At 67.9% G+C, this 19,591-nt stretch carries 17 protein-coding genes; 7 read left to right on the forward strand and 10 right to left on the reverse strand.

Annotation, left to right across the window (positions count from 1 at the left end; genetic code table 11):
- Window positions 1-139: 139 nt before the first annotated feature.
- Both QO015_RS00865 and QO015_RS00870 read left to right on the forward strand, forming a co-directional pair.
- The gene (locus tag QO015_RS00865) at window positions 140-1,042 is read left to right on the forward strand and encodes a DUF72 domain-containing protein (RefSeq protein ID WP_266282099.1); all 903 of its coding nucleotides are present in this window, start codon (window positions 140-142) and stop codon (window positions 1,040-1,042) included.
- Window positions 1,043-1,177: 135 nt separating this feature from the next.
- Complete coding sequence (locus QO015_RS00870) at window positions 1,178-2,821, forward strand: alpha-keto acid decarboxylase family protein (RefSeq protein ID WP_266282098.1); 1,644 nt, start codon at window positions 1,178-1,180, stop codon at window positions 2,819-2,821.
- Between the two features lie 12 nt (window positions 2,822-2,833).
- On the opposite strand, the gene otnI is transcribed toward QO015_RS00870, so the two are convergent.
- A complete protein-coding gene (otnI, locus tag QO015_RS00875; RefSeq protein WP_266282097.1) occupies window positions 2,834-3,607 on the reverse strand; it encodes a 2-oxo-tetronate isomerase in 774 nt (257 codons plus the stop codon).
- Window positions 3,608-3,622: 15 nt separating this feature from the next.
- Complete coding sequence (gene ltnD / locus QO015_RS00880) at window positions 3,623-4,528, reverse strand: L-threonate dehydrogenase (protein WP_266282096.1); 906 nt, start codon at window positions 4,526-4,528, stop codon at window positions 3,623-3,625.
- Window positions 4,529-4,637: 109 nt separating this feature from the next.
- On the opposite strand from ltnD, the gene QO015_RS00885 reads away from it, so the two are divergent.
- The 3 genes from QO015_RS00885 to otnC are packed head-to-tail and all read left to right on the forward strand — an operon-like array spanning window position 4,638 to window position 7,579.
- Window positions 4,638-5,657 (forward strand): LacI family DNA-binding transcriptional regulator, encoded by a 1,020-nt coding sequence (locus QO015_RS00885; protein WP_266282095.1) that lies wholly within the window; start codon window positions 4,638-4,640, stop codon window positions 5,655-5,657.
- Between the two features lie 15 nt (window positions 5,658-5,672).
- Window positions 5,673-6,938 (forward strand): 3-oxo-tetronate kinase, encoded by a 1,266-nt coding sequence (gene otnK / locus QO015_RS00890; RefSeq protein ID WP_266282094.1) that lies wholly within the window; start codon window positions 5,673-5,675, stop codon window positions 6,936-6,938.
- The gene (gene otnC / locus QO015_RS00895; RefSeq protein ID WP_266282093.1) at window positions 6,935-7,579 is read left to right on the forward strand and encodes a 3-oxo-tetronate 4-phosphate decarboxylase; all 645 of its coding nucleotides are present in this window, start codon (window positions 6,935-6,937) and stop codon (window positions 7,577-7,579) included. The genes otnK and otnC overlap by 4 nt, the downstream gene beginning before the upstream one ends.
- 15 nt (window positions 7,580-7,594) lie before the next feature.
- Here otnC and QO015_RS00900 read toward each other — a convergent pair whose 3' ends face one another.
- The 8 genes from QO015_RS00900 to QO015_RS00935 all read right to left on the reverse strand — a co-directional run bounded on the left by QO015_RS00900 (window position 7,595) and on the right by QO015_RS00935 (window position 16,942).
- Window positions 7,595-8,344: an SDR family oxidoreductase gene (locus QO015_RS00900; RefSeq protein WP_266282092.1), complete on the reverse strand. Its 750-nt coding sequence runs from the start codon at window positions 8,342-8,344 to the stop codon at window positions 7,595-7,597.
- 21 nt (window positions 8,345-8,365) lie between these two features.
- Complete coding sequence (locus QO015_RS00905) at window positions 8,366-9,133, reverse strand: SDR family NAD(P)-dependent oxidoreductase (RefSeq protein WP_266282090.1); 768 nt, start codon at window positions 9,131-9,133, stop codon at window positions 8,366-8,368.
- Window positions 9,134-9,153: 20 nt separating this feature from the next.
- Window positions 9,154-10,143: a D-erythronate dehydrogenase gene (denD, locus tag QO015_RS00910; protein ID WP_266282088.1), complete on the reverse strand. Its 990-nt coding sequence runs from the start codon at window positions 10,141-10,143 to the stop codon at window positions 9,154-9,156.
- 27 nt (window positions 10,144-10,170) lie between these two features.
- Window positions 10,171-12,108, reverse strand: a complete 1,938-nt coding sequence (locus QO015_RS00915; protein WP_266282087.1) for a D-apionate lactonase family protein — start codon at window positions 12,106-12,108, stop codon at window positions 10,171-10,173.
- The gene (locus tag QO015_RS00920) at window positions 12,105-13,082 is read right to left on the reverse strand and encodes an ABC transporter permease (protein ID WP_266282086.1); all 978 of its coding nucleotides are present in this window, start codon (window positions 13,080-13,082) and stop codon (window positions 12,105-12,107) included. Before QO015_RS00920 ends, QO015_RS00915 begins: the two co-directional genes overlap by 4 nt.
- A 41-nt stretch (window positions 13,083-13,123) precedes the next feature.
- A complete protein-coding gene (locus QO015_RS00925) occupies window positions 13,124-15,031 on the reverse strand; it encodes a sugar ABC transporter ATP-binding protein (protein WP_266282085.1) in 1,908 nt (635 codons plus the stop codon).
- Between the two features lie 83 nt (window positions 15,032-15,114).
- On the reverse strand, window positions 15,115-16,098 hold the full coding sequence (locus tag QO015_RS00930) for a substrate-binding domain-containing protein (RefSeq protein WP_266282084.1): 984 nt from the start codon (window positions 16,096-16,098) through the stop codon (window positions 15,115-15,117).
- Between the two features lie 76 nt (window positions 16,099-16,174).
- Window positions 16,175-16,942, reverse strand: a complete 768-nt coding sequence (locus QO015_RS00935; RefSeq protein ID WP_266282083.1) for a FadR/GntR family transcriptional regulator — start codon at window positions 16,940-16,942, stop codon at window positions 16,175-16,177.
- Window positions 16,943-17,597: 655 nt separating this feature from the next.
- Here QO015_RS00935 and QO015_RS00940 point away from each other — a divergent pair.
- Both QO015_RS00940 and dusA read left to right on the forward strand, forming a co-directional pair.
- Window positions 17,598-18,518 (forward strand): DUF4238 domain-containing protein, encoded by a 921-nt coding sequence (locus tag QO015_RS00940; RefSeq protein ID WP_266282082.1) that lies wholly within the window; start codon window positions 17,598-17,600, stop codon window positions 18,516-18,518.
- Window positions 18,519-18,568: 50 nt separating this feature from the next.
- Window positions 18,569-19,519, forward strand: coding sequence for a tRNA dihydrouridine(20/20a) synthase DusA (gene dusA / locus QO015_RS00945; RefSeq protein WP_370877380.1), 951 nt, complete (start codon window positions 18,569-18,571; stop codon window positions 19,517-19,519).
- Window positions 19,520-19,591: the final 72 nt, after the last annotated feature.

Below are 19,591 nucleotides of genomic sequence, written 5' to 3' on the forward strand. Positions count from 1 at the left end.
GTCTGATCGGTTTGGCCGTGCTCGTCATTGCGGTGGATCAGCCGCCCCTTCTGGGTGGCGACCGGCCGGAGCGGAACCTCGCCGCGGCGCCGCGGTTCGGCTGCCGACGGACGAAGGCGGCAGCGACAGGGACAGGCCCATGAAGCGACGGCGCGGCGCGGCAAGGATCGGTGTTTCCGGCTGGACCTATGCGCCCTGGCGGGGACATTTCTATCCGGAGGGGTTGCCGCAGAAGCGCGAGCTTTCCTTCGCGGCCGGACAGTTCAACGCGCTGGAGATCAACGGCACCTTCTATGGGCTGCAGCGGCCCGAGAGCTTCGCCCGCTGGGCGGAGGAGACGCCGGAGGATTTCGTCTTCGCGGTGAAGGGTTCGCGCTTCATCACCCATGTGAAGCGGCTGCGCGACATCGAGGCGCCGCTCGCCAATTTCCTTGCCTCGGGCCTTCTGGAGCTCGGGGCCAAACTTAGTGTGCTGCTATGGCAGCTGCCGCCGAACTTCTCTTTCGATCCCAAGATCATCGGCACGTTTCTTGAGACGTTACCGAAGGACATGGACGGCGCGGCGGCCTTCGCCGCCCGGCATGACCAGCGGGTCGGCGGGCGCGCCAGCGTGGCGGCAAAGGTGTCCGGACCTCTCCGCCATGCGCTGGAGATCCGCCATGACAGCTTCCGCGATCCCGCATTCATCGAGCTGCTTCGTACTCATGGCGTGGCGCTCGTCTGCGCCGACACCGTGAAATGGCCGCGTCTGATGGATCTGACGGCGGACTTCGCCTATTGCCGGCTTCACGGCTCCACGGAGCTCTATCGCTCGCGCTACGAGGATGCGGCAATCGAGCAATGGGCGGCTCGCGTCACGGCCTGGGCCGAAGGACGGCCGATGGGCGACGGGGAATTCGCCGGAGCGAAGGAGGCACTGGCGCGGCCGCGCGACGTGTTCGTCTTCTTCGACAATACCGACAAGTTGCACGCTCCAGACGATGCGAGGCGGCTCGCCGCGCTGGTCGGCGAAAGAACCGAGAATCGCGACGCCGCGGCGTGAGCAAGCGCGGCTGCACGGCTCGTTTGCCATAGCCGCGCGCGATGCCGTGGCCGGTGAGAAAGGCCCTTCCGGCCGGCGCGGCGGGCTGGCACCATCCGCGCCGCCCGTTTCCTCGCATCCTCCCCGGAGATCGCAGTGACCCTTTCCGTGATCGAACACGTCCTCATGCGCCTCAAGGACATCGGCATCGACGATGTCTTCGGCGTTCCGGGGGACTATTCGTTCCCCGTCAACGATGCGATCGCCAATTCCGCCGATATCCGCTGGATCGGATGCACGAACGAGTTGAACGCCGCCTATGCCGCAGACGGCTATGCGCGCGTGAAGGGCGTCGGCGCGGTCTGCACGACCTATGGCGTCGGCGAGCTCAGCGCGATCAACGGCATCGCCGGCTGCTATGCCGAGCATCTGCCGGTCTTCCATCTCGTGGGCATGCCCAACACGGCGACGCTCAAGGGGCGCAAGCTGGTGCATCACTCGCTCGGCAATGGCGAGTTCGATCTCTTTCGCCGCATGAGCGAACCGGTCGTCGTGGCCCATGCCGTGCTGACGCCGGAGAATGTCGCGCAGGAGACGGAGCGGCTGATCCATGCCGCGCTCTATCACCGCAGGCCGGTCTATATGGGCTTCCCGGCGGACCTCGCGCTGAAGCCGGTGCTCGGCACCGCGCAGCCGATCCCGATGCCGCCGAGCGACGCCGCCGCGCTCGCCACTGTGACCGATGCGATCGTCGCCGCGCTCGACAATGCGAAGTCGGCCGTCATCGTCGCCGGCATGCTGGTCGGCCGGGCCGGACATGCCGATGCGCTTGCGCGACTGGTGGAAGGATCGGGCCTGCCCTTCGCCACGGTGTTTTCCGGCAAGTCGGTGCTCGACGAGCGCCATCCGAACTATATCGGCATGTATGACGGCGCGCTGCTCGAGCCGGAGGTCCGCGCGCAGGTGGAGGGTGCCGACCTCGTCATCGACATCGGCGCGCCGATGACCGATTTCGACAGCGGCGTGTTCACGGCCAAGCTCGACCCGGACCGCACCATTATCGTCGGCCATCACCATGTCCGGATCGGCAGCAAGACGCATGCGAACGTGGAACTGGCCGATCTTCTGGACGCGCTCTCCGCACGGCTCGCGCATCGCGACTGGCCGCGCCGGACGCCGGGATCGCTGGGGCCGGTGAAGGGAGCGGGTTCCGATCCGATCGACGCGGCGGCGCTTTATCCGCGCTGGGCCGCCTTCCTTGCACCGGGCGACATCGTCATCGCGGAAACGGGCACGGCCTCGATGGGGCTCGCCTTCGCATGGCTGCCCGAGGGCGCCTATTTCCAGAACCAGACGCTGTGGGGGTCGATCGGCTGGGCGACGCCGGCCGCCGTCGGTGCCGCCGTGGCGGCGCCCGACCGGCGCACCGTGCTCGTCACCGGCGAGGGTTCGCACCAGCTCACTGTTCAGGAGATCGGCCAGTTCGGGCGTCTCGGCCTGAAGCCGGTGATCTTCGTGCTCAACAATGACGGCTATCTGATCGAGCGCCTGCTCTGCAAGGACCCGGAGATCGCCTACAACGACCTCGCGCCCTGGAACTACACCGAGCTGCCGCATGCCTTGGGCTGCGAGGACTGGCTCGCGCTCCGCGTCACGACCTGCGCCGAATTCGACGCGGCGATGGACAAGGCGCGGACGGCGACGAGCGGCGTCTATATCGAGGTGGTCACCGACCGCTATGCATCCTCGGAGCTGGCGCTGAAGCTGCACGACGCGATGCAGGCCATCTACAAGGCCTGACGCGATCCGCCGTCAGCTTGGCAGTCGGCGGCGCCAGTCGAGGCCGGCCAGCGTTCCGGCGGCTGGCCGGTATTCGCAGCCGACATGGCCGCCATAGCCGAGCGCGTCGAGGGCCGCGAAGATGCGGAAATCGTCGAGCTCGCCCGTTCCGGGCTCGTTGCGCAGCGGCACCGATGCGGTCTGGACGTGGCCGATGATCGGCATCATGGCCTCGAGCCCCTTCAGCACGTCGCCGTGCAGGATCTGCCGGTGATAGATGTCGAACTGGAGCTTGAGGTTCGGCCGGCCGAGTGCCTCGATCAGCCCGGCGGCGAAGTCGAAGTCGTCGAGGAGATAGCCCGGCATGTCGCGGCGGTTGAGGGGCTCGATCAGGAGATCGAGCCCCTCGGCGCCGACGGCATCGGCGGCGAAGGCGAGGGCGTCGCGATAGCGCGCCAGCGCCGCGCCATCCGCGCGGCTCGCGATGCCGGCCATCAGATGCAGGCGCGGAACGCCGAGCGTCTTCGCATAGACAAGGGCTTTCTCGACGCCTGCGCGGAACTCGTCCTCGCGCCCCGCGAGCGCGGCGATGCCGCGCTCTCCCCTGGCCCAGTCGCCGGGCGGCATGTTGAAGAGCACGGCCCGCAGGCCATTCCCGGTCAGCTTCTCCGCGATCACCTCGGCCGGAAACTCGTATGGAAAGAGAAACTCGACGGCGTCGAAGCCGGCTTCGGCCGCCGCCCCGAACCGGTCGAGAAAGGCATGCTCGTTGAACATCATGGTGAGGTTCGCGGCGAAGCGCGGCATCGGGCGGTCTCCAGATCAGGCCTTTGAGGGGAGGTCGAGCCCGGCGATCATGGCGTAGAGCCGCGCGACGGACGCGTCGTCGTCCTGCGCCATGCCGGCGGCCGCCGTGGCCAAGAAGAGCTGCAGCGCCGCGCTCGCGACCGGAAGCGGGAAGCTGCCGCTTCGGCCGATATCCGAGACGATGCCGAGATCCTTGGTGAAGATCGAGACGGCGCTCTTCGGGCTGTAGTCGCCCGCAAGGATATGCGGCACGCGATTCTCGAACATCCAACTGTTGCCGGCCGACTGCGTGATGACCTCAAACACGCGGGAAAGATCGAGATCGAGGCTCTTCGCGAAGGCCATCGCCTCGCAGGCCGCGGCGATATGGATACCGGCGAGCAACTGGTTGACGATCTTGAAAGAGGAGCCGACGCCGGCTTCCGCTCCGAGCGCATGGACCCGCGCGGCGATCGCGCCGAGCACGGGCTCGGCGGCGGCGAAGGCGGCGGGCGAGCCCGAGGCCATGACGGTGAGTTCGCCGCTGGCCGCCCGCGTGGCGCCGCCGCTGATCGGCGCGTCGAGATAGTGGAGGCCCGTCGCCTCCACGCGAGCGGCGATCCGGCGCGCATCGGCGGGCGCCATGGTAGCCGAGGCGATGACGACGGCGCCGGCCGAAAGAGCAGCGGCAGCGCCGTTTTCTCCGAACAGTACCGCCTCGGTCTGCGCCGCATTGACGACGACGACGAGGAGGGCAGAAGCGCCGCGCGCCGCCTCGGCGGGCGTCGCAGCGGCATGACCGCCCAAGTCCCGAAGCCGGTCGCGGGCGGTGTCGGAGAGATCGCAGCCCCTGACGGAGAGCCCGGCGCGGATCAGCGACCCGGCCATGCCGAGCCCCATCGATCCGAGGCCGACGACGGCGACATCCACTGGCGTGACCATCGGCTTTCTCCCTGCGGCTATGACAGCGCTGTCATTATCCCTTGCCATAGCCGCCGAGATGATGCAAACCATTTGTGTTAGCGCTGTCATCGCGCGAAGGAGGTCGTGCATGTCGGGCGAGGGGAGGGATCAGGGCAATCGCGCGCTGCTCGCCGATGTCGCTCGGCTCTCGGGCGTCAGCGAGATCACCGTCTCCCGCGTCGTGCGCAACAAGGGGCCGATCGCTCCGGCGACGCGCGAGCGCGTGCTGCGCGCCGTCGCCGAGACGGGCTATGTGCCGAACCGCCTCGCAGGCGCGCTGGCCTCGTCCGGCTCGGCGCTGGTCGGCGTCGTGCTACCGTCGGTCTCCAACATCGTCTTTGCCGACGTGCTGCGCGGCATCCACGCCGCGCTGGCCCCAAGCGGCCACCAGCCGGTCGTCGGCGTCACCGATTATGACCGAGACGAGGAGGAGCGGGTCGTCCGCTCGCTGCTCGCCTGGCAACCGGCGGCGATGATCCTCGCCGGCTTCGAGCATACCGCCGCGACGCGGGCAATGCTGATAGCGGGGAGGATCCGCGTCGCGGAGATCATGGACATCGACACGGCGCCGATCGATGTCGCGGTCGGGCTGTCGCATCGCCGGGCGGGGCGGGATATCGCGCGCCACCTGATCGCGCGCGGCTATCGCCGCTTCGCCTATGTCGGCCATGACTGGGACCGCGATCGCCGCGCGCGCCTGCGCTATGACGGGCTCGTCGAGACGCTCGCCGAGGGCGGGCTCTCGCTGGTCGGCGAACGCCGCATCGCCGGACCGAGTTCGACGCTCGCCGGTCGCGAGATGCTGGCGGCGCTGATGGCGAGCGGCGCGCGGCCCGACGTGGTCGTCTTCTCCAACGACGACATGGCCGTCGGCGGCTATTTCCATTGCCTCGCCGCGGGGCTCGCGCCGCGCGACGACATCGCGCTGTTCGGCTTCAACGGCCTCGACATCGCCGCCGCGCTGCCGCTTCGGCTCTCGACGGTGCGCACCAACCGCATGCTGATCGGCGAACGCGCCGCCGCGGCGCTGGTCGGCCAAGGCGACCGGCCCGACGCGCCGGAAATCATCGATACCGGATATGTGCTCGAGGCCGGCGAAACGGCCTGAGAAGAGGAGAATGCCATGCTGCTCGGCGCTGTAGCCGACGATCTGACCGGCGCGACGGATCTCGCCCTCATGCTGGCGCGCGAAGGCATGAAGACGGTGCAGGTGGTGGGCACGCCGCCGGCGACCTTCGACCCAGGGGAGGCCGAGGCGGTGGTCGTCGCGCTGAAATCGCGCACCATCCCCGCGGGCGAGGCGGTCGCGCTGTCGCTGGAGGCCGCACGGTGGCTCCGCGCCCATGGCGCGCGGCAGATCATCTTCAAATATTGCTCGACCTTCGATTCGACCGCCGAGGGCAATATCGGGCCGGTGGCAGAGGCGCTGATGGGTGAACTCGGCGCGGCGGTCACCATCGCCTGCCCCGCCTTCCCGGCCAACAAGCGCACCGTCTATCGCGGCCATCTCTTCGTCGGTGACCTGCTGCTCTCCGACAGCCCGATGAAGGATCATCCGCTGACGCCGATGCGCGACGCCAATCTCGTCCGCGTGCTGCAGGCGCAGACCTCCGTTCCGGTCGGGCTCGTGGCGCGCGAGACCGTCGCCAAGGGTCCGGATGCGATCCGCGCCGCCTTCGCCGCGGCGGAGGCCGAGGGGCCGCGCATGCTGATCGTCGATGCGATCGAGGATGACGATCTCCGCGCCATCGGCGAGGCCGCGGCAGGGCTGCCGCTCATTACCGGCGGCTCGGGCATCGCGATCGGCCTGCCGGCGAATTTCCGCCGCGCGGGGCTGATCGAAGGCAGCGGCGCTCCGGCCCGCCTCGCGGCGCCGGCCGGACGGCCGGTCGTTCTCGCGGGATCCTGCTCGGCGGCGACGCGGCGGCAGGTGGCGGCGGCGATCGACGCAGGCATGCCGGCCCTCAAGGTCGATCCGCTCGCGATCGCGGAGGGGACGGACACGGCCGGGACGGTTCTCGCCTTCATCGAGGCGGCAGGCGAAGGTCCCGCTCTGGTCTATGCGAGCGACGAGCCGGCGGCGGTCGCCCGCGCGCAGGAAAAGCTCGGCCGCGAGCGGGCCGGGGAACTGGTCGAGCACCTCTTCGCCGCGGTCGCCACGAGCCTGCGCGACCGGGGCTATACCCGCTTCCTCGTCGCCGGCGGCGAGACCTCGGGCGCCGTCGTGCAGGCGCTCGGCGTCGCGGCGCTCGCCATCGGTCCGGAGATCGACCCGGGCGTGCCGTGGACGCTCAGCCTCGGCGATGCGAAGCCGGTGGCGCTGGCGCTCAAATCCGGCAATTTCGGCGCCGACGACTTCTTCCTGAAGGCATGGAGCTTCCTCGAATGACCGCGATCTTGAGCGACGCAACGCGACTTCGGGACGAGATCTGCCGGGTGGGCGCCTCGATCTTCGAGCGGGGGCTGACCTTCGGCTCGACGGGCAATATCAGCGCGCGGCTGCCGAACGGCGAACTGCTCATGACGCCGACCAACGCGTCGCTCGGCGATCTCGACCCGGCGCGGCTGTCGCGCTTCTCGGCCGAGGGCGTGCAGATCGACGGCGACAAGCCGACCAAGGAAGCGTTCCTGCATCGCTGCATGTATTGCGAGCGGCCGGGCGCGGGCGCGGTGGTGCATCTCCATTCGACCTATTCGGTCGCGGTGAGCATCCTCGCCGATGTCGATCCCGAGGACGTGCTGCCGCCGCTCACCGCCTATTACGTGATGCGGGTCGGCTCGCTGCCGCTCATCCCCTATTACCCCCCGGGCGACGAGAGCCTGGCTCTGGCGGTCGGCGAGAAGGCCAAGGCGCACAGCGCCGTCCTTCTCGCCAATCACGGTCCGGTCGTTTCCGGCGCGACGCTGCGCGAGGCGCAGTACGCGACCGAGGAACTGGAAGAGACGGCCAAGCTCCACCTTATGCTGGAAGGCCGCCGCATCCGTCCGCTGACGTCCGAGCAGGTGGACGCGCTGCGCCGCCGGACATGACCGGCGGCGGCGCGGTCAGCCGCGGCCGATCAGCGGCATCTTGGTCGCCATGATCGTCATCTGCAGGATGTTGGTATCGAGCGGCAGGCCAGCCATGTGAACGACCGCATCGGCGACATGGCGCACGTCGAAGGTCGGCTCGATCTTGGTCGAGAGGTCGGGCTGAAGCACGCCGCTCTTCATCTTGGCCGCCATCGGCGTCTCGGTGTTGCCGATGTCGATCTGGCCGCAGGCGATGTCGTATTTGCGCCCGTCGAGAGCGGTCGACTTGGTGAGGCCGAGAACGGCATGCTTCGAGGCCGTGTAGGGCGCGGAATTCGGGCGAGGCCGGTCGGCGGAGATCGAGCCGTTATTGATGATGCGGCCGCCGCGCGGCGACTGGTCCTTCATGAGGCGGAAGGCGGCGCGCGTGCAGAGGAAGACGCCGGTGACATTGGTGTCGATGACGGCCTTCCACTGCTCGAAGGCGAGGTCCTCGATGTTAACGGGCGGCGCGTTCACGCCGGCGTTGTTGAACAGCACGTCGAGGCGGCCGAACCGCTCCTTGACCGCGCCGAACAGCGCATCGACCGATGCCGGGTCGGTCAGGTCGGACGGCGCCACCAGCACCTCACCCGACGCCTCGCGGGCGAGCTGCTCGAGCGGCTCGACGCGGCGGCCGGTGACGGCGAGGCTGTAGCCGGCGGCGGAAAGCGCGAGCGCGACGGCCCGTCCGATGCCCGTTCCGGCGCCCGTCACGAGCGCGATCCTGCCTGTTGCGGTCATGTGTAACTCCGAAGCTTTGCGCTATTGCGCGAGGAAGCCGCCATCGACGGGCAGCGTGTGGCCGGTGATCATGGACGCACCCGGCCCGGCCAGGAAGAGGATCGCCGAGGCGACTTCCTCGGGATCGGCGAGGCGGCGCATCGGCGTCATCGCCTCGATCTTCTCGACGAGCGCGGGATCGGCGGTCAGCGGCGCGATGAAGGGCGTGCGGACATAGGTCGGTGCGACGGCGTTGACGCGGATGCCGTGGCCCGCCCATTCGACGGCAAGGGCGCGGGTCAGGTTGACGATCGCGCCCTTCGTCGTCTGATAGGAGATGTTCGGGTAGAGGCCGCCGCCCGAGAAGCCCATTATCGACGAGACATTGACGATCGCGCCGCCGCGGCCGCTCGCGATCATGGCGCGCGCGGCGATCCGGCAGGCGAGGAAGGTGCCGGTCATGTTGACGTCGACGACCTTCTGCCAGTCGGCGAGCGCGAGTTCGACGGCGGGCCGGCGGATCGCCGTGCCGGCGCTGTTGACCAGGATGTCGAGGCCGCCGCACGCCTCGACGATCCGCGCGATGGCGGCCTCGAGCGAGGGCTCGTCCGAAACGTCGGCGGTGACGGAGAGGGCGCCGTCGCCGATCCGCGCCAGCGTCTCGGCCGCGACTTCGGAGCGATCGATGATCGCGACGCGGGCCCCGGCCGCCGCGAGCGCCTCGGCGCTCGCAAGGCCGATGCCGCTGCCGCCGCCGGTGACGGCGGCGACGCGGCCGGAAAGCGAGAAGGGATGGGCGTTCGCGGTCATCGCATGACTCCCGACGGGGCTTAGGCCCCGATCTTGCCGCCGAGTTCGTCGTCGATATGGATGCGGATGATCTCGTCGAACGAGGCGTCGGCCTTGAAGCCGAGCGACAGCGCCCGCGCGGGATCAAAGTTGCGCGGCCAGCCGGCGACGATCCGCACGATGGTCGGATCCTCCTCGTGACGGATCAGCTTCACGGCCTTCTCGCCGGCGACCCGACGCAGCGCCTCGATCTGCTCGCCGACGGTCGCCGAGAGGCCCGGCATGGTGAGGTTGCGGCGCGGTCCGACGGTCTCCCCGTCGATGGTCGCCGCATGCTTCAGGAAGCCGACCGCGGCGCGGGGCGAGGCATGCCAGTGGCGCACATCGGTCGAGACCGGCAGCACGGCCTCCTGGCCGGCGAGCGGCTCGCGCAGGATGTTGGAGAAGAAGCCGGACGCGGCCTTGTTGGGCTTGCCCGGACGGATGCAGATCGTGGGCAGGCGGATGCCGACGCCATCGAAGAAGCCGCGCCGGGTGTAGTCGGCCAGCAGCAATTCGCCGATGGCCTTCTGCGCGCCGTAGCTCGTCAGCGGCGTCGTGAAGAAGTCGTCGGCGATGGCGTCCGGGAAGGGCGCGCCGAACACCGCGATCGACGAGGTGAAGACGAGGCGCGGGCGATAGGGCGCCTTCTGGCCTTCGAGGCGGACGGCGTCGAAGAGATAGCGCGTCCCGTCGAGATTGATCCGGTAGCCCTTGTCGAAATCGGCTTCCGCCTCGCCGGAGACGATGGCGGCGAGATGGAAGATCACGTCCGGCCGGTCGGCGACCAGCCGCGCGGCGGTGCCGGGTTCGGAGAGATCGGCAACGAGGGTCGAGACCTTGCCGGAGAAACCGGCCGGCGCGGCAGGCTCGAACATGTCGGCGAGCGTGAGGCGCGCAATCTCCTTGCCGCCGAGGCCGCCATCGGCCACCAGCCGCTCGGTGAGCTTGCGGCCGACCATGCCGGCGGCTCCGATGATCAGGACATGCATGGGAAGGATCCTTGGGGGACGGTTGCTTCAGGAAAGGCGGAGGCGGGCGACGGCATAGGGGCCGAGCGCGATGGAACTTGTCGCGGATGCACGGCCGAGGGTGTCGAGCGCATCGGCATCCGCCGCCGCAGCGACGAAACTGTCGGCATCGAGCACGACGGCATCGCGCGCGGGACGCGGCAAAGAGAGCGTCTGCGTTTCGCCCGTGCGGTTGGCGAGCCAGAGCTCGACGCCCTCCGGCGTATCCGCCGCGAGGCCCTCGATGGCCGGAGAGGCGGTGACCGGCCGAAGCGGGCGGCCGGCGAGACGGGCAAGTCCGCGCAGGACATGGAATATCGGGAAGAGACCGCCTCGCCCCTCATACCAGGGCTGAGGCCAATCCTGCGGAACCGACACGACACCGAAAGCGCCCGTCGTGCCGCCGAGCGTGACCGTTTCGGCGCCGCCTTCCGCGAAGCGCGCGACATAGCCGAGCGCCCAGGCGGCTCCAAGCAGGCCGCGGTGGCGCGGATCGTTGAAATTCATCGCCTGGCGGATATTGCCCGGATTGGCGAAGGGCGCCTCGCCATAGGGGTTCATGCGCATGCCGATGGCGCTCGGGCCGACGGCATAGGGCTTTTCGCCGGCGATGGTCCGGGCCGAAAGCGCGATGGCGGGCAGGGATTCGAGGCCCTCAACGATCGAGGCGTCGTCGCCCGCATGCAGCATCGCCGTCGTCGTGAAGGACACGATGTCGATGAGGTCGACAGGCGGCCGCTTGCGGTTCATTTCGGTGAAGAGGCTGAACATGCCGCCGCCGAGCCGCACGCCGGGGAAGGCCTGCCGCGCGGCTTCGAACATGGCGCGCGGCGGCGGCGCCGGCGGCCAGACGCTGCCGGGCAGGGTGCATTTGAGATCGGGCGCCGGCGAGACGAGCACGGTCGAAAAGGGCGATCCGAGTTCGGCGACGGTGCGGCCGAGCGCGGCGAGTTCCTCCGCGAAGCCTTCGACGGAGACGATCACCGCCTCCAGCCAGGCTTCGGCGCCGAGCGCCTTTGCGACCTCGGCGATGCCGGCGAGGGTCGCGCGGTCATGGCCCTTTGCGGGATCGTAATAGCCGACCAGCACCTTCGCGCCGACGGAGCGCAGGGTGTCGGCGCGGGCGAGCGTATCGGCAATCTCGCTCGGGTCGAGGCCGAGCCCGAGCGGGGGGACGGTGCCGATCACCTCGCCGATTGTGACCGACGTCGCGCTGGCGCCGGAGGTCGCGGCGGGCGCCGTTCCGTCGACGCTGAGGCGGACGGCCTGCTCGACGCCGTCGCCGCTGGCAATCGTATAGGGCCAGGGCAGGGCGAGCGGCCGGACATAGGTCTTGTACGAGGCGTCGGTCCAGTTGCGCTGGTCCTCCATCTCGTAGACATCGCCCTCCATCCGGCAGGTGACCGAGACACCCGGCGCCGCCTCATGCGTCAGCGCGCGGATGTTCATGATCGGCTGCACCGGATCGATGACATCGGGGAAGCGGCCGTCCTCGATGACGCCGTCGGCATGCTCGATGGTCACCGGCCGGCCCGACACGCCGACGATCGGATGCAGGACCACGAAGCCTGTGCGGTTGGTGAGGAAATCCGTCTCGGCATGGCCCCTGGCCGAGAAATCGAGCCGGCCGGCGCTGTCGCCCTCGATGCGCGCGGAGAAGCGGAACGACTGCTGGCCGTCGCCGGCGAGTGCGTCATAGGTGATCGTGAAGCCGTCCGGCCGCTCGTCGAAGACGAGATTGGCGAGCGAGGGATTGTAGGTGCCCCAGTTGCGGTCGCGGACGATGAACGAGATCGCGCGGATGATCTCGACGCCGCCGAAGCGGATGTGGCGGAGATTGCCGGCGTCGAACTCGGCCGTCAGCGCGCCGGCCTTCAGGATGCGGAGCGGCGCGACCGGCTCCTCGGTGCCGAACAGGCGGATCGCGAGGGAGGGGGCGGCCGTCATCGGCTCACCCGCGCCGAGACGAAGCGCTCCACGAGCAGCGCGACGATGATGATCGTGCCGATGGCCGAGCCCTGCCAGAAGGGCGAGACGCCCATGAGGTTGAGGCCGTTGCGGATCATGACCATGATGAACACGCCGAACAGCGTGCCGATCATCGAGCCGCGGCCGCCATAGAGGCTGGCGCCGCCGATCACGACCGCGGCGATGGCGTCGAGCTCCATCTGGTTGCCCATCAGCGGATCGGCCGAGAGCAGCTGGCTGATCGAGAAGGTGATCGCAACCGCCGACAGCGCCGACGACAGGACATAGGGCAGGATCGAGTAGAAGAGCGTGTTGAGCCCCGCCGCCCGCGCCGCTTCCTTGTTGGAGCCGACCGCGTAGATCGTCCGCCCGCCCTTGGTATAGGTGAGATAGGCCCAGGCGAGCAGGTAGAGGACGATCAGGAACAGGACATTGGTGGGGATGCCGAGAACGCTCGTATAGACGATGTTCTGCATGCCCTCCGGGATGTTGGAGATGGCGGTCTGGCCCGAGAAGATGTAGGCGAGGCTGCGCGCGATGGCCATGACGCCCAGCGTGACGACGAAGGCGGCGAGTCCGAAGACGTTGATCAGGATGCCCGACACGAGGCCGATGAAGGCGCCGCAGAGGACGGCGAGGCCGATGGCCGGCACGATCGGCATCTGTTGCAGCGCGAGGCCGAGGATGATGCCCGTCAGGCCCGCGACCGAGCCGACCGAAAGGTCGATGCCGCCGGTCAGGATCACGAAGGTCATGCCGACCGAGATGATGCCGATCACGACCGACTGGTCGAGCATGTTGAAGACGTTGGAATGCGTCAGGAAATAGGGCGACAGCAGCGACAGGATCGCGGCGATCGCGAGCGTCAACAGCGCCATGCGGACTTCGAGCCGCCGCGTCAGCTTCTTGGCCAGCGAGGGCTGGACGCTTCGTTCGGAATGGGACGTTGCCATGGAAGGACGTTCCTCGGAATTCACCTGGGACTGGTGGCGCGTCACAGCGTCGCCGCCATGTTGTCGATCGACGATTTGATGGTTTCGGGCGCCGGCAGCGCCGTGCCCTCGCGGAGGCTGAGCCCGACCCAGCCGAGATCGTGGCCGCGCGGGCTCGTCACGGGAACGACGAGCGTCTCGCGGCCGCCCGAGGCCTCGCGGACGAAACGGGCCTCGCGGCGGAACAGGGCTAGCGGGACCCGCGTCTCGGCAAGGCGCCGCGCCTCGCCGGCCTTGAAGCCGGGATCGAGGTCCTGGTCCTTCACGACGGCGTTGAGGCAGATGAGGCTCTCGTCCTCGATCAGCGCCCAGAAGCCCGCGCCGCCATACTGGCGCGTGAGATCGTTGAGGAGCGCCGTGTTGCGGGCCATCGAGGTGCGCGGCGCGGCGAGCAGCGTCAGCTTCTCCTCGTCGAGCACCGCGCTCGGCAGATCGGCGGTCGAGCGGCCGTCGCTGACCACGACGACACGGTCGGCGAGGCCGAGCAGTTCCTCGAAGTCCGACGAGATGATGACGAGGGCGACGCCCTCGGCCGCGATGTCGCGCAGCATCGCATAGATGCTGGCGCGGGTGCCGATGTCGACGCCCTTGGTTGGCTCGTCGAGGATGAGCACGTTGGGCCCGAGCAGCAGCCAGCGGGCCATGATGATCTTCTGCTGCATGCCGCCCGAGAAGTTCAGCATGGAAGCGTCGAGCATCCGGTCGCCGGGCAGATCGAGCCGCGCGAGAAGCTCGTCGACGCGCTTCGTGCGTGCGCCATAGCCGCAGAAGAAGCCACGATGCGCGCCGAGATGGGCGAGCAGCAGGTTCTCCTTCACCGAGAGATCGGGGACGATGTTCTGCGTCCGCCGGTCCTCGGCGACGAAGCCGAGGCCCGAGCGGATCGCCGTCTTGGGGCTGTCGGCCCGGAGCGGCTTGCCGTTGAGGAGGACGGTGCCGCCCGTGCGCGGACGCAACCCGAAGATCGCCTCCGCCGTCTCGGAGCGGCCGGCGCCGACGAGGCCGCCGAGGCCGAGGATCTCGCCCTTGTGCACCTTGAACGAGACGTCGTGCACCAGCGGCGCGGAACTGAGATGCGAAACCTCCAGCGCGACCGGGCCGGTGGCTTTGTGGTCCTCGTGCCGCTCGGTGTAGATCGCGCCGAGTTCGGCTCCGACCATGGCGCGGATCAGCTCGGCCTGGGTGAGGCCAGAGGTCTCGCGCGCATCCATGACGGTGCGGCCTTCGCGCAGCACCGTGACGCGGTCGGTGAGGGCGAACACCTCTTCCAGGCGATGCGAGACGAAGACGAGGCCGCGGCCGGAGGCGCGCAGACGGCTCATCACGTCGAACAGCCGCTCGACCTCGCCGGGGCTGAGCGAAGCGGTGGGTTCGTCGAAGATCAGCAGCTTGGCGCGGACGCTGAGCGCCTTGGCGATCTCGACGAGCTGCTTCTGCGCGGAGGAAAGCTTGCGCACCTCGATGTCGAAGGGGAGGGCATCCTGCTGGCCGAGCGACTCGAGGATTTCCTCGCCGCTGCGCCGCAATGCGCGGTAGTCGAGCCGGCCGGGACGGCCGAGCTCGGGTAGGAAGATGTTCTCGAGAACGGTCAGATCGGGGACGAGGCTCGTCTCCTGCATCACGATCGCGATGCCGATGTTCAGCGCGTCGCGGGTTCCGCGCAGGCGGATGTCGCGGCCGCGATAGGTCATCTCGCCGCTGTCGAGCGCATAGTGGCCGGAGATGATCTTCGACAGCGTCGACTTGCCGGCGCCGTTTGCGCCGAGAAGGCCGTGGATCTCGCCTTCGACGAGTTCGAAATCGGCACCCTGCAGCGCGCGGGTCCGGTCGAACGTCTTCGTGATGCCGCGCATGCGCAGAAGCATCGCGTCCGCCGTTTCGGGCGAGGGATCGGGAACGGGTAGAGCCAAGGATCGCTCCTGGAGGACGGCCTGAACGGTGAGGGTGGCACCGCGGGCGGACCCGCGGTGCCACTTGGCGGTGTCGCTTGGCCTCAGAGCTCGTTGGCGAAGACGGTTTCCTTCACCGTCGGCAGTTCCTGCTCGATGTTCTCGCTGGTGACGGCGAGGATCGGCACGGTGATCTCCTTCTCCGGCTTCTTGCCGGAGAGCGCGTCGATCATGGCCTCGCCAGAGCGGACACCCATCAGGTAGGGCTGCTGCATGCCGGAGACGACGAGGTCGCCCGACTTCAGCAGCTCGACGAAATCCGGGATGCCGTCGAAGGCGGCGACCATCACCTCGCCATTGCGGCGGGCGGCCTTGATGGCGCGGAGCGCGCCGATGGCCGGCTGGTCGGTCTGCACGAACAGGCCGCGCATGTCCGGATTGGCGGTGAGCATGTCCTGGACGAACTTGAAGGTCTCGTCCGCGGTGTAGCTCTGCATCTGCTGCATGCCGGCGTCCTTGCCGGTGAAGCCGCCTTCCTTGAGGCCGTCGAGGAAGCCCTTGGTGCGGGCCTGGCCGTTCTTGCGCGCCTGCGAGATGGCGACGATGCCGACCGAGCCGTTCTCCCAGCCCTTCTTCTTCAGCGCGGCGGCGAGCGCCGTGCCGACGTCATGGGCGCCGCGATAGTTGTCGGAGATGATGAAGGACTCGTAGTCACCCGAATTGGTGCCGATATCGGCGATCACGACCGGAATGTTCGCGCGCTTGGCGAGCTGGAGCACGCTCGGCGCGGTCGAGGAGTCGGTCGGCGAGATCACGATGCCGGCGACGCCGCGCGCGATCGAATCCTGGGCGTTCTGGAGCTGCGTCTGGGCGCTGTTGTGCGAATCCAGCGCTTGGAAGCCGTAGCCGCCCTTCTTGGCGGCGGCCTCGACGCCCTTCGACAGATAGCGCCAGAACGGCAGGTCGAGCCCGGGCGTCAGATAGACGATGTCCTTGCCCTGTGCCAGCGCGCCGCGCATGCCGGCGACGCCGGTTCCGAGCGCGATCGCGGTGCCCGAGGCGAGCTGAAGAAATGTCCTGCGGTCCATTCATATCCTCCCATTGTTCGGCCGAAGCGGCCGAGTTTGCGTGAACTGAACTGTGGTTGCGGGGCGCCGGCGATCCTCAATCCGCTGGCGCCGTGTCTCCCTGCATGAGGAGATGGGTCGTCGCGTAGATCCGCCCGGTATGGACGGCGAAGGCCGCGGCGGAGGCCTCCCCGTCATGCGCTTTGAGCGCATCGACGATGGCGACGTGATCGGCATAGCTGGTGGCGATGGCGCCGGGCCGGGCGACGGCCTCACGGCGGTATTCCATCATGTAGGCGTAGAGATCGGTGCTGAAGTCGGCCAAAAGCCGGTTCGACGAGGCCTGATAGATCGCGACGTGGAATTCGCGGTCGCTGATCAGGAAGCGGACGGGATCGTCGAGCGCGGCCTTCTGCGCGGCGAGGAGCGACTCGAGCACGGCGATCCGCCGCGCATCAATACGCCCGGCCGCATCGGACACGACCTGCCGCTCGACGAGCAGCCGCGCCGCATGCACCGCGTCGAGGTCATAGGCGTCGATCGCCCGTGCTGTCGCGAAGCCGACCGTGACCGAACCGACATCGGCGCGGGCGACGCGGGTGCGGGCACCCTGCGAAATCTCGAGAATGCCTTGCGCGGCAAGAATGCGGATGCCGCCGCGCACGGCGTCGCGGCTGACATTGAGCGTGACGGACAGTTCGCGCTCGCTCGGCAGCGCGTCACCAACCTGGAGGATGCCAGAGGCGATGAGGCCCGCGATCTTGTCGGCGATGGCATTCGTGATCGGACGCTTGACGATCGCCTCACCGAGAATCGGGAGCTGCGCCAAGTGTTCCGGATCGCGAAGATGTCTCTGTGGTGCCATGAACGCCCCGACTGGTCGGACCAGACGACCAGTTGCAATAGAGCGATCCGGTGGTCCGCTGTCAAGCCGTTCCGCGAGCGCCGACGGGTGCGTCCACAGGGGGCGGCGTCCGCTCCCGGCGCGCTCCGCTCAGCCTGCGACGGGGGAGTGGGCCGTCCAGCCGCGCGGCTTCCGACGCACAGGACGGCTTCGAGCCTCAGATGCCCGAGTCTCTTTCACCAGAGCCTCTGATGCTCAAGGCCCTGATGCCGAGCCTTGGATATCGGCGCACCACAAGCTATAGGCTGGGCCGATTACCGTGAAACCAATGCGGCGCGCCGGCGCTCGGCGCCGGAACCAGCACGATCAAGCGATGACCGACGACCCGTACAGGTCCTCCGTGGCGCCCATGATGGACTGGAAAGCGTGAAAATATATTTTTGAAATCATTGATGTTTTTTGCCGCTAAGGGCTCTGGCACAAATTGGGCAAACAAGAAGGCCGATCACGAAAAAAGATTCAACGAAACGTGCAGTCACTCCGGGACACGAACAGCCCGCCGAAGCGGGCTGGAACACAGGGTGCTGGGGCGTGGCACAACCGCCCTTGTGACCAGCGACCAACGCCGTGATGATGTATACTCTCGTCGTGAAACACATGCTTCAGTCGGTTTGATTTGAGCAAAGAACGCGACCATCACTATGTCCCTCAGTTTCACCTGAGTAAGTGGGCCAACGATGAGGGTAAGATCACCCAGTGGGGTCGCATCCCGTACAATGGCAAGCTGGTCAGCAAACCGGTTACAGCCGCGGCGACGGCATACGTGCCGGGCCTGTACGCGCTTGAGCAGGTGAATGACGAGGAAGCGCAGCAGATCGAAATCCGAATTCTCGGCAAGATAGAAACCGAGGCGCAGCCCGTTCTGGAGAGACTAATCAGCACCGGGCCGCGGGGACTAAGCGTTCGAGATCGCTATTGGTGGACGGTCTATCTGAACGCTTCTTTGATCCGGGTGCCGCATATCGTTGAAAAGGTGAAGACTGAGGTTGCAGAGGGAATTACCCGCGACCTGTCGCAAGACACACCAGCGTACGACGCGGCCAGGGGGAACGCGCCAGAAGCGACGCTGTACGAATGGGCCGTCAAAAACGCACCGGCGCGTGTCGCCAATGCAGGCCTGAAGGTCCTCGTCAGCCTCATAGGTAGCGAAAAGGCAATCGACCGTATCATCCACTTGGAATGGATGGTGAATGATGTCTCCGCTGCGTCTAGGCGCCTGCTACTCGGAGACGATCCGTTCGAGCGGGTGGGGGACCTATATGGACCCCGCACCGCGATCTCGATCCCACTGTCGCCGACCCGCCTTTTCATTGCCAGCAACGCTCCTGACATCATCGATCACTTCGAGAAAATGCCGGCACGTACCGTGGTGAAGGCGAACAACCAGTCATCGCTCATCAACGCGAAACAGTTCGTCTATGGCGAGGCCGAGAGGGCGTTTGTCGATCAGTATCTGCTTCGGTCTCAGAGCGTGATAGAGAGTGTCCGAAATATTACGTTGGCATACCCATTGCAGCCTAAGCGCATCATGAAATAATCATGAAAAAACAAGATGTTAGATACGCCTCTCGCTTCAGTGTGGCGCCCATGATGGACTGGACGGACCGCCAGTGCCGGTTCTTCCATCGCCAGCTGTCGGCGCGGGCGCTGCTCTATACGGAGATGGTCGTCGCCGACGCGGTCATTCACGGGGATCGGGACAAGCTGCTCGGCTTCGACGCGGCGGAGCATCCCGTCGCGTTGCAGCTCGGCGGCTCCGAACCCGCCAAGCTTGCCGCGGCGGCGCGGATCGGGGCCGATTTCGGCTATGACGAGATCAATCTCAACTGCGGCTGCCCGTCCGACCGCGTGCAGTCGGGTACCTTTGGCGCCTGCCTGATGCGCGAGCCAGCGCGGGTCGCCGATTGCGTCGCGGCCATGAAGGCCGTCGTCGGCGTGCCGGTGACGGTGAAGTGCCGCATCGGCGTCGACGACCAGGACCCCGAGGCGGCGCTGGACGAGTTCGCGGACAGGGTTCTCGCGGCCGGTGCCGATGCCCTCTGGGTGCATGCGCGCAAGGCGTGGCTGCAGGGCCTGTCGCCGAAAGAGAATCGCGACATCCCGTCGCTCGACTACGACCGCGTTCGGCGGCTGAAGGCGCGGCTGCCACATATCTTCGTCGGCCTCAATGGCGGGCTGAAGACGCTCGACGAGGCGGTGGCCGCGCTGGACGGCGTCGACGGGGTGATGCTCGGACGCGCGGCCTATCACGAGCCCGCGCTGCTCGCCTCGGTCGACCGCCTCTTCCATGGCGCGGCCGAGGATGCCGATCCGATGGCGGTGATGGAGGCGATGATCCGCCATGCCGAGCGGGAGACGGCCCGCGGCCTGCCGCTCCACCGGATCACGCGGCACATGCTCGGCCTGTTCCACGGCCGGCCCGGCGCGCGACGCTTCCGCCAGATCCTGACGGTCGACGGGGCGAAGCGCGGCGCCGGCACCGAGGTCATGCGCGCGGCCATGGCGGCGGTGAGCGAAGCTGCGGCGATCGCCGCCTGAGAGGCTTCGCCGGCATCGCCCTTTATCCCTGCCGCGCTGCACGCTATTGAGGACGGGCGCCGCGCGCAGCGC

This window comes from Kaistia geumhonensis (genome assembly GCF_030815145.1).
Classification (GTDB): Bacteria; Pseudomonadota; Alphaproteobacteria; order Rhizobiales; family Kaistiaceae; genus Kaistia; species Kaistia geumhonensis.

Excerpts from the sequence above, each read along its gene's own strand:
- QO015_RS00900 (WP_266282092.1), bottom strand. The coding sequence starts at position 8,344 with ATGACCGCAACAGGCAGGATCGCGCTCGTGACGGGCGCCGGAACGGGC.
- QO015_RS00915 (WP_266282087.1), bottom strand. The coding sequence starts at position 12,108 with ATGACGGCCGCCCCCTCCCTCGCGATCCGCCTGTTCGGCACCGAGGAG.
- QO015_RS00935 (WP_266282083.1), bottom strand. The coding sequence starts at position 16,942 with ATGGCACCACAGAGACATCTTCGCGATCCGGAACACTTGGCGCAGCTC.
- otnK (WP_266282094.1), top strand. The coding sequence starts at position 5,673 with ATGCTGCTCGGCGCTGTAGCCGACGATCTGACCGGCGCGACGGATCTC.
- ltnD (WP_266282096.1), bottom strand. The coding sequence starts at position 4,528 with ATGGTCACGCCAGTGGATGTCGCCGTCGTCGGCCTCGGATCGATGGGG.
- QO015_RS00930 (WP_266282084.1), bottom strand. The coding sequence starts at position 16,098 with ATGGACCGCAGGACATTTCTTCAGCTCGCCTCGGGCACCGCGATCGCG.
- dusA (WP_370877380.1), top strand. The coding sequence starts at position 18,569 with ATGATGGACTGGACGGACCGCCAGTGCCGGTTCTTCCATCGCCAGCTG.
- QO015_RS00920 (WP_266282086.1), bottom strand. The coding sequence starts at position 13,082 with ATGGCAACGTCCCATTCCGAACGAAGCGTCCAGCCCTCGCTGGCCAAG.
- QO015_RS00865 (WP_266282099.1), top strand. The coding sequence starts at position 140 with ATGAAGCGACGGCGCGGCGCGGCAAGGATCGGTGTTTCCGGCTGGACC.
- QO015_RS00905 (WP_266282090.1), bottom strand. The coding sequence starts at position 9,133 with ATGACCGCGAACGCCCATCCCTTCTCGCTTTCCGGCCGCGTCGCCGCC.
- otnC (WP_266282093.1), top strand. The coding sequence starts at position 6,935 with ATGACCGCGATCTTGAGCGACGCAACGCGACTTCGGGACGAGATCTGC.
- denD (WP_266282088.1), bottom strand. The coding sequence starts at position 10,143 with ATGCATGTCCTGATCATCGGAGCCGCCGGCATGGTCGGCCGCAAGCTC.
- QO015_RS00885 (WP_266282095.1), top strand. The coding sequence starts at position 4,638 with ATGTCGGGCGAGGGGAGGGATCAGGGCAATCGCGCGCTGCTCGCCGAT.
- otnI (WP_266282097.1), bottom strand. The coding sequence starts at position 3,607 with ATGCCGCGCTTCGCCGCGAACCTCACCATGATGTTCAACGAGCATGCC.